We start from the raw sequence: 13,041 nt of genomic DNA on the forward strand, positions 1-13,041 counted from the left end.
TTGCAGCGGGCACGGCTGAGCTTTCTCCTGCCCGGATCGGAGTTTAGCAGCATGCTGATTCTCACCCTGAACTGCCGGAGGTTCTCGGCACAGTACCAACTCTACAACTGGGGCGAGCGGTCCCTGGTGGCCACCGGCAAGGTGGAAAGGATCGTGGTAGGGGATTCCTTCCTGACCCACCGCGTTCCCGGGGCAGACCCAAAGCACCTGGAAGGGGAGTGCGCTGATCACACGGATGCACTGCGGCTGATTCTCGACACCCTCGTAGGCGAAGGGGCGATCTGCGACCTTACGGAGATCAAGGCCATCGGGCACCGGGTGGTGCACGGGGGAGAGCGCTTCACGAGATCTGTGTTGATCGACGAGGACGTGGTCGAGGCGATCCGGGAGGTGGCGACATTGGCGCCGCTGCACAACACGCCCAACATCGCCGGGATCCGTGCGGCGCAGGAACTCCTTCCGGAACTACCCCAGGTAGCCATCTTCGATACCGCCTTCCACCAGACCATGCCCGAGCCCGCCTACATGTACCCGCTTCCCTACGAGTGGTACCAGAAACACGGCGTCAGGCGCTACGGCTTCCACGGTCAGTCCCACCTGCATGCCGCCAGGAGAGGGGCTGAACTGGCCGGAGTGCCTTTGGAAAACTCCAACATGGTCACCATCCACACCGGCAACGGTGTCTCGCTCTGCGCGGTCAAAAACGGCGTGTCCGTCGACACCAGCATGGGGCTCACCCCGCTCGAGGGTGTCATGATGGGTACCCGCTGCGGCGACATCGACCCCGGCATCATCCCGTTCATGGCCAACGAGGCGGGAGTGTCGGTGACGGAGCTCGACCTGTTCCTGAACCAGAAGAGCGGCCTGGCCGGCATCGTGGGGCGCCGGGTCAGCCGCCGGACCGTGGTGGACGAAGCGGTGGTGGGGGATCCCCGTTGCCAGCTCGCCCTCGACATGGAGGCCTACCGGCTGAGGAAGTACCTGGGGGCCTACATCGCCGTCACGGGCAAGCCCGACGCCATCGTGTTCACCTACGGCGAGGGGTGGGAGGATTGGCCGGTGCGCGGCATGGCGCTCCAGGGAATGAGCCAGTTCGGAATCGAGGTGGATCTGAAACGGGACGCCGAGGCCCTCATGGGAGGAAAGGACGTCATGATCAGCGCGGACCACTCCTCCATCAAGGTTTTCGTGATACCAAGCGGCGAGGACATGGTCCTCAACGAGGACGTCGCCGCCATCATGGGGTGGCAGTAGGTTCAACGGGAGTCGGAGCAGTTACCGAAGGGGGCGGATGAGCGATCATCCGCCCTTTTTTTGCGTGCTATTGCCTCCAAGGAGAGGGGGCTATGACCGCACCTGTAGGGGCGAATGAGCATTCGCCCGCCCCCGGCGCCCGACCAACGTCAATGGCGGGATGGGCAAAGATGCCAACGGGGGCGAATAATTATTCGCCCCTACGTTGATGCTGAACGTCTCCCGATAGCCGCATTCGGTAAAACAGGGGGGGCAGATCGCGTTATGGTTTGATGCCGTCCAGGAAGGACTGCACCATGGGGGTGAAGGTCTGGTGCTCGAGGAGGAAGGCGTCATGGCCGTAGGCCGAGGTGATCAGGTGGTATTCCACCGACTTGCCCAGGTTTTGGAGCGTGGCGACCATCTCCTCGGTCTGTGCCGGCGGGTAAAGCCAGTCCGAGGTGAAGGCAAAGAACTGGATCGGCGCGCGGACCGGCTCGAAGGCCTCTTCCATCGACTCGAAGCCGGCGGCGACGTCGTAGAGGTCGAGCGCCTTGGCCAGGTAGAGGAAGGAATTGGCGTCGAAACGGTCCACGAAGTTGTAGCCGTTGTAGTTCAGGTAGCGCTCCACCTCGAACTGGCCGAAGAAGTCGAACTGTCCGTCGCGGGCCGAGAAGCGGCGGCCGAACTTGGCGGTCATGGACTCGTCGGAGAGGAAGGTGATGTGCCCGATGCCGCGGGCCAGCGCCAGGCCATCCTTGGGGTTCTTGCGGTACTCCCCCTTCTTCCAGGTAGGGTCGTTGAAGATAGCCCAGCGCGCCACCGCGTTCAGCGAGATCGCCTGCGCCGACGGGCGCGGCGTCGTGGCCAGCACGACCGCCGAGGCGACCCTGTCCGGGTACTGGGTGGCCCACTCCAGGGCCTGCATCCCGCCCATGCTGCCGCCCAGGACGCAGAAGAGTTTCTCGATGCCGAGCCGGTCCAGGAGCAGCGTCTGGGCCTTGACCATGTCCCGCACCGTTATGACCGGGAAGGCGAGGTTGTAGCGCTTTCCGGTCTTGGGGTTGATGGAGGTCGGGCCGGTGGAGCCGAAGCAGGAGCCGATCACGTTGGAACAGATGACGAAGTAGCGGTCGGTGTCCAAAAGGCACCCCGGTCCCACGATCTCGTCCCACCAGCCGGCGCGCTTCTCGTCTTCGCTGTGGCGGCCGGCCAGGTGCGCACTCCCGGTCCAGGCATGGGTCACCAGGATGGCGTTGGAGCGGGCCTCGTTGAGCGTGCCGTAGGTCTCATAGGCGATGTCGATCGGCCCGAGGATGCGGCCGCTCTCCAGGCGCAGCTCGGTGTCGAAGGTGGTGATCTGTTCTGTCACGATGCCGTAGGACATGTCTCTCTCGTACTTTCGGGTGCCGGAACCGGCACGAAAAAAGCCCCGTCTCGGTGTGAGAAGGGGCTTTTCGGGTGTGGCAATGGTGCAAAAGCGCCTTTCTCATCTTCGCCTTTCGGCAGGATTTAGCACCTGTCGCCCGATGGGCCGGTTGCTGTGGCTTCGCAGGGCCTTTCCCTCCACCACTCTAGATAAGCAGGTCTTTCTATTCAATTTTCGGAGCAAGATAAGGGAGCCGCTCCCATTTGTCAACGGCAAACTGAGCCCCGGGTTCACAACGCACGCTACAGCTGCCGATGGTATTTGACCAGGATGTACAGGCAGGCCGCCCCCGCCAGGAACATCCCGAAGTCGCGCGCCCAGGGGACCGGCTTGTCCAGGCCGGACTGTATCAACGGGTCCAGAAAGGCGCTGGTCAAAAGCGACACCCCGGCAAAAGAGAGCAGCTTTTTCATGAGTTGATGGCCTTTAAGACGGCGCAGAAGTCGCGGTCGGCAAGCCCCATCGCCTTCGCCCTCTTGAAGCTCTCATTGGCGGCCGCGGCGGAGCAAAGAGGCTGGTTCAGGGAGTCCCCCAGGGCGACGGCCAGGCGCATGTCCTTCTGCATGTGCTTGAGCGGAAAGGCCGGGTCGAAGACACCCTGGGTCATCTGCCCCCCCTTCAGCTTGAACATCGGGTTGGCCAGGGCACCGGAGTCGAGCACGTCCAAGAGGTCGGAGCTGGCGAGCCCCGCCTTCTCGGCCAAGGCGAGCCCCTCGCAGAAGATGGTCATCATCCCCCCCATCACCATGTTGACGATCAGCTTCATCTCCGCGCCGCGTCCCACTTCGCCCAGGAACAGGCTCTTCTTGCCCATCTTTTCAAAGAGCGGCATCGCCTTGTCGAAGAGGCCGTGGTCGCCGCCGGCGAGGATGATCAGGGTGCCGTCCTCGGCCGGCTTCTTGCTCCCGGACACGGGCGCCTCCAGGAACTGTCCCCCCTTGGCGGTGATTGCCGCCGCTATTTCCTGCGCAGTGGCGGGGTCCACGGTGGACATGTCCACGTAGCCGCGCCGCGCCCCGATCCCCTCCAGGGCACCGGCCGGTCCGAAGCAGACCTCACGGGCCGCGGCCGGGTCGGCCAGCATGGCGATGGTTACGGCGCACGAGGAGGTGACCTCGGCCGGGGTGGCCGCCACGGCTGCTCCGAGCGCGGCGAATTCCTCGCATTTCGCCTGGGAGCGGTTCCAGACCTTTACCTTGAAGCCCGCCTTGATGAGGTTTTTGGCCATGGAGCTCCCCATGATGCCGAGCCCCAAGAAACCGTATGTTTCCATGGTGTTGCCTCCTTTTGTCTGCAGTGGTGGGTGCCCCTCGACCTTCGCCCGGCGCCAGGCCTGGTTCCGTGGGCGTAAGAGGACGGCCGCAGGCCGGGTGAGGGGGGCGCTCATGGTACCAGGGTCACCTGGCGCCACCTGCGCACCGAGTTTACCAGAAAAACCGCATCAGCTCGTGCCAGGTCCTCCCTTTTCAGGATCCTCTCCTCGATCATCCCTTGCGCCAGCAGCTCTTCGCGGAGGGTGCCGGGGAGGAGCCCGCTGCCAAGCGGCGGGGTGCATTTCCTGCCGTCGATGACGGCGACCAGGTTGCTGTAGGCCCCTTCGGTCAGTTCGCCACGCTCGTTCTCGAAGATCACCTCGTCGAGGTCGGGGCGGGCCGCGAGCTCCCGGTGCAAAAGGTCGCGCCGGCTGGTCTTGTGGTAGAGAAAGGGATCGGCGGAACTGACCGGTTGCCGCGCGAAGGCGGCCTTGGCTTCCGGCATCGCCTCGGGGAGCGGCGCCGCTTCACAGCTCAGCCGGCCATCTTCGAAGAGCATGAGGCGCACCTTGTGGCGCGCCGAAGGGGTGAGCCTGACGGCGGTCTCTTCCAGGACCCGCCGCGGCGCGCCCTCGGCGAGGGGGAAGGAGAAGTAGCGGGCTGAGCGCTCCAGCCGCTCCAGGTGCCGCTCGAGCAGGAAGTAGCCCTGCTCGTCGTGCAGCAGCGACTCGATCAGGTGGAATTCGCCCCGCTGCTCTGCAACGAAGGCCCGCTTGTCCAGGCACTCCTGGTATTCCGCCTCCGGCTGCGAATCGTAAGTGATCCCGCTGCCGATGCCGATCTCGCCCCGCCCGGTTTCACGGTCGAGGACGGCGGTCCGGATGGCTACGCTGAACTGCGCCTCCCCGCCGGGAGAAAAATAGCCGAGGCAGCCGGTGTACAGTCCGCGCGGTTCCCCCTCCAGCCCCGCGATGATCTCCATGCTGCGTCTCTTGGGCGCGCCGGTCACCGACCCGCAGGGGAACAGAGCCCGGAACAGCTCCAGCGGCGACACCCCTTCCCCGACCCGAGACTCGATGGTGGAGGTCATCTGGTGCACGGTCGGGTGGCTCTCTACGTCGAACAGCGAGCTGACCTGGACCGAGCCGGTCCGGGAAACCATCCCCATGTCGTTGCGCAGCAGGTCGACGATCATCAGGTTCTCCGCCACGTCCTTCGGGCTCTGACGGAGCCGCTCCTTTCGGGCCAGGTCCTCGGCGTACCAGCGGCCGCGCGGGGCGGTCCCCTTCATGGGGCGGGTGACCAGCCTGCCGCCGGACAGGGAGAAGAACAGCTCCGGCGAGGCCGAGAGAAGGCGCCACCTGCCGCACTCGATATAGCTGTTGTAGGGGGTTGGCTGGTTGCGGCAGAGCTCGCTGAAGAAGGAGCGGGAGCAGCCGCTGAAGGTGAAGCGTTGCCGCATGGTGTAGTTGACCTGGTAGCTGTCTCCGGCGGCGATGAGCTCCCGGATCTCCTGCACCGAGTCCCGATACGTCTCCCATCCGGGATTGGTCTGCCAGTCGGAGCAGCGGAAGGGGGCCTGGTGCAGCGGGAAGGGCTCGGCGTTTCGCTCGGTGAAGAGGCCGAACCAGAGGAGCGGCATCTGGTGCGCGGGAGGGGTGGTGAGGGCGTCGTTGAGGGCACCGGCGGCCTCGTAGCAGACGAAGCCTGCCGCATGGAGCCCCGCTGCCAACTGGCGTTGCAGTTCCTCGAAGGCGGGCAGCACCTCTCCCGGCGTCCGGGCGACGATCTCGCCGACCCGGCCGGTGAAGGCGAAGCCGTGCAGGTATGCCGAAAAGGGGTGCATCAATCGGTCCCCGCCGAGCAGATGTCGCCGATGGGGCAGGCGGCGCACTTAAGCCTGTCCTTGCCGTCGCACCCTTCCGAGATTCCCAGGTGGCAGATGGCGAAGTCGTACTTGACCGGGTCGGCCGGATCGAGCTCGCGCAGGGCCCGGGTGATCTCACAGGCCATGCGCCAGTCCCCTTGTTTCCGGCCGGTGAAGCCGAGGAAGCGGCAGATGCGCTGGATGTGGGCGTCGACGGGGATGACCAGTTGAGCGGGTGAGATGCCGTGCCAGATGCCGAGGTCGATGCCGTCGGCGGGGCGCACCATCCACCGGAGCAGCATGCAGAGTCTCTTGCAGGCGCTCCCCGAGGCGGGAGAGGGGAAGAAGAAGGGATAGTACGAGTCCGCGGGAACGCCGCCGGGGCCGAACACGGGGGAGAGGTCGAGGTTCTTCGCCGCCTCGGAAAAGCCGGAAAGGGTCCCGGTCAGGTCCTCGTCCGCCGGGGTGTAAAAGCGCAGCAGCCACTTCTCGACGGAGCCGGCCTCCTCGAGCATGATCCGGCAGGCGAGCAAGAGGGCGCAGAGATCGCGGGCGTCGTTGAAGCGGTGCTTGAAGCCGGCGAAGAGGCGGCTACCCTGTTTCGGGTCGAAGCGCTCCACGAAGCGGCGCGGAGAGGGGCCCATGGCCTGGAAGATGCCGGCCAGGTTCTTCTTGATGATCTTGACGTTGCCGTAGGCGAACGAGGAGGCCACCAGCCCCGCGACCTCCTGGTCCAGTGGGTCGCTGTAGCGGTGACAAAACGAGAGCGGGTCGTTGGCCAGGTGGGCCTGGGAGCGGTTCTGGTACAGTGCTTCGAGTATGGTTTTCAGCTCCACGTGCTCTTCCTTCGCTGCTGACCGGCCCGCGGGCGCGGTAGACAATCCTTACGGGCCTGCTAGATTATCATAGTGGTTCATCAGCTTAAAGAGAAAAGGGGGCGGAACACATGAAGCTTGCGGAACTGTTTCCGGAAGGGGGGCGCGGCATATTGGGCACCGCCGACGCCAACGGTGTGGTGAACCTCGCCGTCTTCGCCATACCGCACGTAGTCGACGACCAGACGCTGGCCTGGGGTTTTGGCGACGGGCGCAGCATCGCCAACTTGAGGCAAAACCCGCATGCCAGTTACCTGTACCTGGCGCCGTCGCGAGGCTACAGCGGCTGGAGGCTGACCCTCACCATGACCGATGAGAAGGGGGAAGGGGAACTTCTGGGCGAGATAAAGGAGCGGACCGCGCTGGTGGCGAGCCCGCAGGCAAGCGCCGCGGTTTCCTGCGTGGTCTACTTCAAGGTCGAAGAGGTACGGCCTCTCATGTGAGCTCAGCGGTTGGGCGGGGTCTCCAGGACGAAGGTCACCGGCCCGTCGTTCACCAGCGACACCTCCATGTCGGCCTGGAAGATCCCGCTTTGCACCGGCACGCCGAGCTCCCAGACCTGTCCCATGAAATAGCTGTACAGCTTGTTGGCCTCCTCCGGAGCGGCAGCGGTATCGAACGAGGGGCGTCTCCCCTTGGAGCAGTTGCCCGCCAGGGTGAACTGGGAGACCGCCAGCATCTCTCCCTTGACGTCGGGGAGGGCGAGGTTCATCTTCCCCTGGTCGTCGGTAAAGATCCTCAGGTTGACGATCTTCTCCGCCATCCAGTCCGCCTGCTTGCAGGTGTCGCCGATCTCCACGCCGAGCAGCACCAGGACTCCGGGGCCGATCTCTCCGACCACCTTTCCTGCCACAGTCACGCTGGCCCGCTTGACCCGCTGAATTACCGCCTTCACAGAAAAACCTCCTGCATCGTTTCCCGATAGGTCTCTGCGTCCTCGGCGGAGAACGCCACGAAGATTATTTTTCCCAGTTCGGGATAGCTCGCCAGCGCCGCCTTGGCCTCTTCCAGCGCGATCCGGCAGGCGGGACCCTTGGGATAGCCGTAGACGCCGGTGCTGATGGCGGGGAAGGCTATCCCGGTAAGCCCGTTCTCGTGTGCCAGCCGGAAGCAGTTGCGGTAGCAGGAGCGGAGCTGTTCGGCCTCGCCGCTGCCGCCGCCGTGCCAGACCGGACCCACCGTGTGGATCACGTGCCGGGCCGGGAGCCGGTACCCCTTGGTGATCTTGGCTGCGCCGGTGGGGCATCCCCCCAGGGCGCGGCACTCGGCGAGGAGCTCGGGACCGGCCGCCCGGTGGATGGCGCCGTCCACCCCACCCCCGCCCAGGAGCGAGCTGTTGGCCGCGTTGACGATGGCGTCGACCGCCACCTTGGTGATATCCCCCTGTACGATGTCAACCTTTTCGCGCATGCCGTACCCCCTCTCGGTTCCGGATCAGCTTTCGATCAGGCTCCGCAAAAGTTTCAGGTTCACCGCGTCCATCTCGTCGTCATCCCCCTTCGGGGTTTCGATCACCTTCGGGACCAGGGCGAAGTGCGGGTCGTTCAGGATGAAGCGGAAGGGCTCGAGGCCGAGCGTCCCGGCGCCGATGTGGTCGTGACGGTCCACCCTGCACCCCAGCCCCTTCTTGGAGTCGTTCAGGTGGAAGGCCATCAGCCGGTCGATGCCGAGCAGGGCGTCGAACTCGTCAAAGGTCCTGCGATAACCTTCCCTGTCGGCGATGGCGTAGCCCGAGGCGAAGGCGTGGCAGGTGTCGAAGCAGACGCCGAAACGGGTCGGGTCGGAACAGCCCCCCACGATCGCCTTCAGGTGTTCGAACTTGTAGCCCAGGTTGCTCCCCTGGCCCGCGGTGTTCTCCAAGAGTACCTTGCCGGTGAACTGCGGCACCTCGGCGAAGAGCTGGTCGAAGGCCTCGCAGACGCGTCTGATGCCGACCTCCTCGCCGTCGCCGTTGTGCGAGCCGGGGTGCATGACCACCTTGTCGATGCCGAGCTTGGCGCAGCGCTCCAGCTCCTCCCGGAAGGCGACGAGGCTCTTGTCTTTCACCTCGCCGGGTGCCGCGGCCAGGTTGATCAGGTAGATGTCGTGGCTCATGACGCTTTTCATGCCGCTGGCAGCGAACTTGTCCCGGAAGAGCTGGGCGTCGGCGTCGGAGACGGCCTTGCCGCGCCACTGGTTGGCGTTCTGGGTGAAGAGCTGGATCACGCCGCAGCCGGAGGCGACCCCGCGGTCGACGGCGTTGTGGATGCCGCCCGAGATGGAGACGTGAGCGCCCAATAGGTCCATTACGCCCTCCCCTTGACGCCCAGTTTCCCGAGGTGGGTCCTGATCAGCTCGGCCCTTGCCAGGTACTCCTCGCTTTTGAGGATCAGTTCCCGGTGCGGCTCGCTCCAGTGCGGGCGGGGCCAGAGCGGGTCCCCCGAGCGGCGCGGCACCACATGCCAGTGCATGTGCGGCGCCATGTTCCCGAGCAGTTCGTAGTTGATCTTATCCGGGCTGAAGGCGTTGTAAAGCGCCTCGGCGACGGCACAGACCTCGGCCATCACACCGTTTCGCACCGCTTCGGAGAGGTGGAACAGTTCGGTGACGTGGTCCTTGGTATAGACGAAGCAGTAACCGGCGAAGAACTGGTCCCGGTTCAGCGAAACCATGGTGTGTTCCAGTTCGATGACCCGCTGGTCTGCGTCGTCTTCCCATTTGGTGCAGATGGGGCATGAGTTCACAAAAAGCTCCTAAAGGCAGATAGAGATTAAGACAAAGATTGAGCTTCTCCTTAATCTTAATCTCAATCTTGATCTATGATTATCTCGCTTCTCCTTAATCTTAATCTCAATCTTAACCTATGTTTATCTCGCCGCTGAAGACCTCGACCGCCGGACCGGTCATGTAGATGTTGCCGTCCTCGCTCCACTCCATTTCGAGGTCGCCGCCGGTCAGGTGGTTCAGGATCTTTTTCTCGGTCAGGCCGTTCAGGACGCAGGCCGCGGTGACGGCGCTGGAGCCGGTGCCGCAGGCAAGGGTCTCGCCGGCCCCGCGTTCCCAGGTGCGCTGGCGTATTTCGGTGCGCGAGATCACCTGCACGAACTCGACGTTGGTGCGGCGCGGGAACAGCTCGTGATTCTCGATGAGCGGCCCGTACTTCGCCACCTCGAAGCCGTCCACGTCGTTCACGAAGATGACGCAGTGCGGGTTCCCCATGGAGGCGCAGGTGATGTTGAAGGTGGAGTGCAGGATGTTGAGCGGCTCGCCGATCACCTTCGCGTCGGGATCACCCTGCATCGGGATCTCCTTCCGGGTGAGCCGGGGCGGCCCCATGTTGACGCGTACCTTCTCCACCTTGTTCCCCGCGCCGGTGAAGAGCTGCAGGGTCAGGATCCCGGCTCCGGTCTCGGCGGTGATCTCCTTCTTGGCCACGATGCCGTGGTCGTAGGCGTATTTGGCGACGCAGCGGATGCCGTTGCCGCACATCTCGCTCTCGGAACCGTCGGAGTTGAACATGCGCATCCTGACGTCGGCCACCTCGCTGGGCATGATCAGGATGAGGCCGTCGGAGCCGATTCCGAAGTTGCGGTTGGATACCTTGACGGCCACGGCGGCGGGGTCCTGCACGGTTTCTTCGAAACAGTTGACGTAGACGTAGTCGTTGCCGGCACCCTGCATCTTTGTGAATTTCATGGAAAAGACCCCCAAGGAAAATGTCATTCTCTAATAACAAAAACGGCCTGCGGCAACAAGCGAAAACCGGAGTTGCTTGACCGACGCGTATACTTTTCAGTAAGATCATGAGAAAAAAAGGCGGGGAGGTTTAATGGAAATCAAGAACAAGCTCTGGATGAACGGCAGCCTGGAGTGGTACGCCTACATCGGCGACGCCGAGGTATTCCTGGGCAGCCGCGAGGTCCCGGTGCCGTTGGAAGAGGGTGACAAGTGGACCAACATCTACGGCGACGTCTTCCAGGTAGTCGACGGCTACATCACCCTGGTGGAGCGTGTCGAGCCGCCCCAGCGGTACTGGTGATATGGCCCAGGCCCGCAGTGGTAAATTCGGACATACAATTCTTTATATTGTTGACATGAAAAATGTGGTATTGTATCCTCGCTTAACCATTAAACAGCGGGAGATACAGACATGAGACTTTCCACCAAGAGCCGTTACGGCTTGAGGGCTCTTTTCGACATCGCCTACAACGCCGGGAGCCAGCCGGCGCAGATCCAGGATATCTCGCGGCGTCAGGACATCTCGCCTCGTTACCTCGAGCAGATCTTCCAGGGGCTGAAAAAGCACGGCATCCTGAAGAGCAAGCGCGGCCCGCAGGGTGGATACTGCCTAGCCAAGAGTCCCGAGGACATCACGGTGCGCGCCGTGATCGAGGCGACCGAGGGGGACACCCTCATCGTCGATTGCGCCGGCAGGCGAAAAGGGGAGTGCGGCTTCGACGGAAGCTGCGTGACCCAGACCGTCTGGGAGGAATCCAACTCCAGGCTCAACGAGTTCTTCGAGTCGGTCACCCTGAAGACCCTGTGCGAACGGGGGGAGGCGCTGGGGATCAAGCGGGAGCAGGATCATCGCTTCATGTACTTCATCTAGACGGCGGGCAGCTCCCATCACAAAATGACTGCAGCCGCGGCGGCACCAACGGCTGTGAGTTACGCGGCGTGTCCCCGGGGCGGCGGTCCTGCGAGGCACCATGGCATCACCCCAGGAAAAATACACGAAACTGCAAGAGGCCCTGCGCGAGATGGGAACCGTCCTGGTTGCCTTCTCGGGCGGGGTCGACTCCACCTTTCTGCTCAAGGCGGCCATAGACACGCTCGGAACCGGGAGCGTCCTGGCCGTCACCGCAACCTCACCCACCTACCCCGAATCGGAACTCAGCGAGGCGAAGCGCCTGGCGGCGTCCGTCGGCGCCACGCAGCTTTTGGTCGAATCCAACGAGCTGGAGATCCCCGGTTTCAGCCATAACCCAAAGGACCGCTGCTACCACTGCAAGAGCGAGTTGTTTCGGATCTGCAGCGACAAGGCGCGCGAACTCGGCTTCGCCTTTGTCGCCGACGGCAGCAACACCGACGACCTTGGGGACTACCGCCCCGGGCGCGTCGCCGCCTGCGAGCTCAAGGTGCGCTCGCCGCTGCTCGAGGCGGGACTCTCCAAGGCCGACATACGGGAGCTTTCCCGGGGGCTGGGCCTCCCCACCTGGGACAAGCAGGCCTACGCCTGCCTGGCCAGCCGTTTCCCCTACGGCACCGAGATCACCGAACAGAGGCTGAACCAGGTGGAGCGCTGCGAGGAGTTTCTGAAGGGGGAGGGGTTCAAGGTGTACCGGGTGAGGTTCCACCTGGAGAGCGCGCGCATCGAACTCTCCGAGGCGGAACTTGGGCGCATGCTGGAGCCGGCGCTTCGGCAGCGCACCCTCGACTTCTTCCGGCAGGCCGGCTTCACCTACGTGTCGCTCGACCTGCAGGGGTACCGCACCGGCAGCATGAACGAGGGGTGAGCCCTCAGGTGATCTCCACCGTGATGGTCTTGGGGATGACGATGGTGAGGACGCCGCAGTCGCAGCTCGCGCTGAAGCCCGTGGTGTCGAAGTCGGGAGGGACGGCGAAGCTCCTTTGGAAGGGGCCGAAGAAACGCTCGATCCGGTGAAAGTTTTCCTTCCGTATCTCCTCGCTGTGCTTTCTTTCCCCCTTGATGGTGAGGGTGTGGTCTTCCGCCCTGATGTCGATGTCGTCCAGCTCCAGGTCCGGAAGCTCCACCTTGATGGTCACCGCCGCGTTGCTCTCGTAGACGTCGGCCGGCGGGTGCCAGACCCCCTCCCTGATCTCCTCCCCGATCTCGCGGGTCCAGGCCAGGTCCAGCAGCCGGTTCATCTTGTCCTGCATGCTTCTGAGTTCGCTGAGCGGGTTGTACCTGACGATCGCCATCTTCTCCCTCCGCAAGGTGCGCCACCGGGCGCGTATGGTAGGCAAAATTTAAGGGGAGGGAGCCGTTTCCTCAAGCCCCCTCCCCGTTGTTTCCTTCTTCTGGTTTAAATCCGCTTCCCTTTGGGTACGGTGTGCTTCAATTTTTTGGAGCCGTCGTAGAGGTGTTGTTTGACCAACTCCCTTTGTGCCTTCAAGTCCTTTTTCTCGTAGTCCATTGCCAGGTTGATTTCCATCCGCTGTGCCAATTCGTCGATGGTTTTTTCTTCGTCTCGTGCCATGCTGGCTCCCCTTTTACCTGGTTGTTAACGCCGACGCCTAACTGCCTGAACTTGCTGCACCCCCTTTTTTTATTTTTGTGAATCATAGCAGTTTGGATCTTTTTTGCAACAGAACATTTCGCCTTGAAGCATAAGGGTTTATCGGATAATATGGCCGGGAAAATCCCAGTCGTGAGGAGTATTT

At 63.3% G+C, this 13,041-nt stretch carries 17 protein-coding genes and 1 riboswitch; of the genes, 5 read left to right on the forward strand and 12 right to left on the reverse strand.

The window, feature by feature from the left end; genetic code table 11:
• The first annotated feature begins 51 nt into the window (after positions 1-51).
• Entirely contained in the window at positions 52-1,254 is a 1,203-nt protein-coding gene (locus KP003_RS00475) for an acetate kinase (protein ID WP_216496848.1), read from the forward strand.
• A gap of 262 nt (positions 1,255-1,516) precedes the next feature.
• On the opposite strand, the gene metX is transcribed toward KP003_RS00475, so the two are convergent.
• The 5 genes from metX to KP003_RS00500 all read right to left on the reverse strand — a co-directional run bounded on the left by metX (position 1,517) and on the right by KP003_RS00500 (position 6,618).
• Positions 1,517-2,620, reverse strand: a complete 1,104-nt coding sequence (gene metX / locus KP003_RS00480) for a homoserine O-acetyltransferase MetX (protein WP_216496847.1) — start codon at positions 2,618-2,620, stop codon at positions 1,517-1,519.
• 99 nt (positions 2,621-2,719) lie between these two features.
• A riboswitch (SAM riboswitch) is annotated at positions 2,720-2,818 on the reverse strand.
• 86 nt (positions 2,819-2,904) lie between these two features.
• A complete protein-coding gene (locus KP003_RS00485) occupies positions 2,905-3,075 on the reverse strand; it encodes a hypothetical protein (protein WP_216496846.1) in 171 nt (56 codons plus the stop codon).
• Positions 3,072-3,935 (reverse strand): NAD(P)-dependent oxidoreductase, encoded by an 864-nt coding sequence (locus KP003_RS00490; protein WP_217300221.1) that lies wholly within the window; start codon positions 3,933-3,935, stop codon positions 3,072-3,074. The genes KP003_RS00485 and KP003_RS00490 overlap by 4 nt, the downstream gene beginning before the upstream one ends.
• A gap of 110 nt (positions 3,936-4,045) precedes the next feature.
• Entirely contained in the window at positions 4,046-5,761 is a 1,716-nt protein-coding gene (pabB, locus tag KP003_RS00495; protein WP_216790160.1) for an aminodeoxychorismate synthase component I, read from the reverse strand.
• On the reverse strand, positions 5,761-6,618 hold the full coding sequence (locus KP003_RS00500; RefSeq protein ID WP_216496843.1) for a TIGR02757 family protein: 858 nt from the start codon (positions 6,616-6,618) through the stop codon (positions 5,761-5,763). The genes pabB and KP003_RS00500 overlap by 1 nt, the downstream gene beginning before the upstream one ends.
• Before the next feature lie 110 nt (positions 6,619-6,728).
• On the opposite strand from KP003_RS00500, the gene KP003_RS00505 reads away from it, so the two are divergent.
• Positions 6,729-7,100 (forward strand): pyridoxamine 5'-phosphate oxidase family protein, encoded by a 372-nt coding sequence (locus KP003_RS00505; protein ID WP_216496842.1) that lies wholly within the window; start codon positions 6,729-6,731, stop codon positions 7,098-7,100.
• A gap of 2 nt (positions 7,101-7,102) precedes the next feature.
• On the opposite strand, the gene dtd is transcribed toward KP003_RS00505, so the two are convergent.
• The 5 genes from dtd to dapF form a co-directional block, all read right to left on the reverse strand.
• Positions 7,103-7,552, reverse strand: a complete 450-nt coding sequence (dtd, locus tag KP003_RS00510) for a D-aminoacyl-tRNA deacylase (protein WP_216496841.1) — start codon at positions 7,550-7,552, stop codon at positions 7,103-7,105.
• Positions 7,549-8,067, reverse strand: coding sequence for an O-acetyl-ADP-ribose deacetylase (locus KP003_RS00515; RefSeq protein WP_216790162.1), 519 nt, complete (start codon positions 8,065-8,067; stop codon positions 7,549-7,551). Before KP003_RS00515 ends, dtd begins: the two co-directional genes overlap by 4 nt.
• 24 nt (positions 8,068-8,091) lie before the next feature.
• Positions 8,092-8,943 (reverse strand): deoxyribonuclease IV, encoded by an 852-nt coding sequence (locus KP003_RS00520; protein WP_216496839.1) that lies wholly within the window; start codon positions 8,941-8,943, stop codon positions 8,092-8,094.
• On the reverse strand, positions 8,943-9,380 hold the full coding sequence (locus KP003_RS00525) for an HIT family protein (RefSeq protein ID WP_216790163.1): 438 nt from the start codon (positions 9,378-9,380) through the stop codon (positions 8,943-8,945). The genes KP003_RS00520 and KP003_RS00525 overlap by 1 nt, the downstream gene beginning before the upstream one ends.
• 112 nt (positions 9,381-9,492) lie before the next feature.
• Entirely contained in the window at positions 9,493-10,332 is an 840-nt protein-coding gene (gene dapF, locus KP003_RS00530) for a diaminopimelate epimerase (protein WP_216496837.1), read from the reverse strand.
• Positions 10,333-10,465: 133 nt separating this feature from the next.
• Between dapF and KP003_RS00535 the strand changes: the two genes are divergently transcribed.
• The 3 genes from KP003_RS00535 (at position 10,466) to larE (ending at position 12,152) form a co-directional block, all read left to right on the forward strand.
• The gene (locus KP003_RS00535) at positions 10,466-10,675 is read left to right on the forward strand and encodes a hypothetical protein (RefSeq protein ID WP_216496836.1); all 210 of its coding nucleotides are present in this window, start codon (positions 10,466-10,468) and stop codon (positions 10,673-10,675) included.
• A 111-nt stretch (positions 10,676-10,786) separates the two neighbouring features.
• Positions 10,787-11,245: an RrF2 family transcriptional regulator gene (locus tag KP003_RS00540; RefSeq protein ID WP_216496835.1), complete on the forward strand. Its 459-nt coding sequence runs from the start codon at positions 10,787-10,789 to the stop codon at positions 11,243-11,245.
• 100 nt (positions 11,246-11,345) lie between these two features.
• Entirely contained in the window at positions 11,346-12,152 is an 807-nt protein-coding gene (gene larE, locus KP003_RS00545; RefSeq protein ID WP_216496834.1) for an ATP-dependent sacrificial sulfur transferase LarE, read from the forward strand.
• Between the two features lie 4 nt (positions 12,153-12,156).
• Here larE and KP003_RS00550 read toward each other — a convergent pair whose 3' ends face one another.
• Together KP003_RS00550 and KP003_RS00555 are read right to left on the reverse strand one after the other, a co-directional pair.
• Positions 12,157-12,579, reverse strand: a complete 423-nt coding sequence (locus tag KP003_RS00550) for an Hsp20/alpha crystallin family protein (RefSeq protein ID WP_216496833.1) — start codon at positions 12,577-12,579, stop codon at positions 12,157-12,159.
• A 104-nt stretch (positions 12,580-12,683) separates the two neighbouring features.
• Entirely contained in the window at positions 12,684-12,857 is a 174-nt protein-coding gene (locus KP003_RS00555; protein WP_183345018.1) for a hypothetical protein, read from the reverse strand.
• Positions 12,858-13,041: the final 184 nt, after the last annotated feature.

It is taken from the genome of Geomonas diazotrophica (genome assembly GCF_019063885.1).
Lineage (GTDB): Bacteria > Desulfobacterota > Desulfuromonadia > Geobacterales > Geobacteraceae > Geomonas > Geomonas diazotrophica.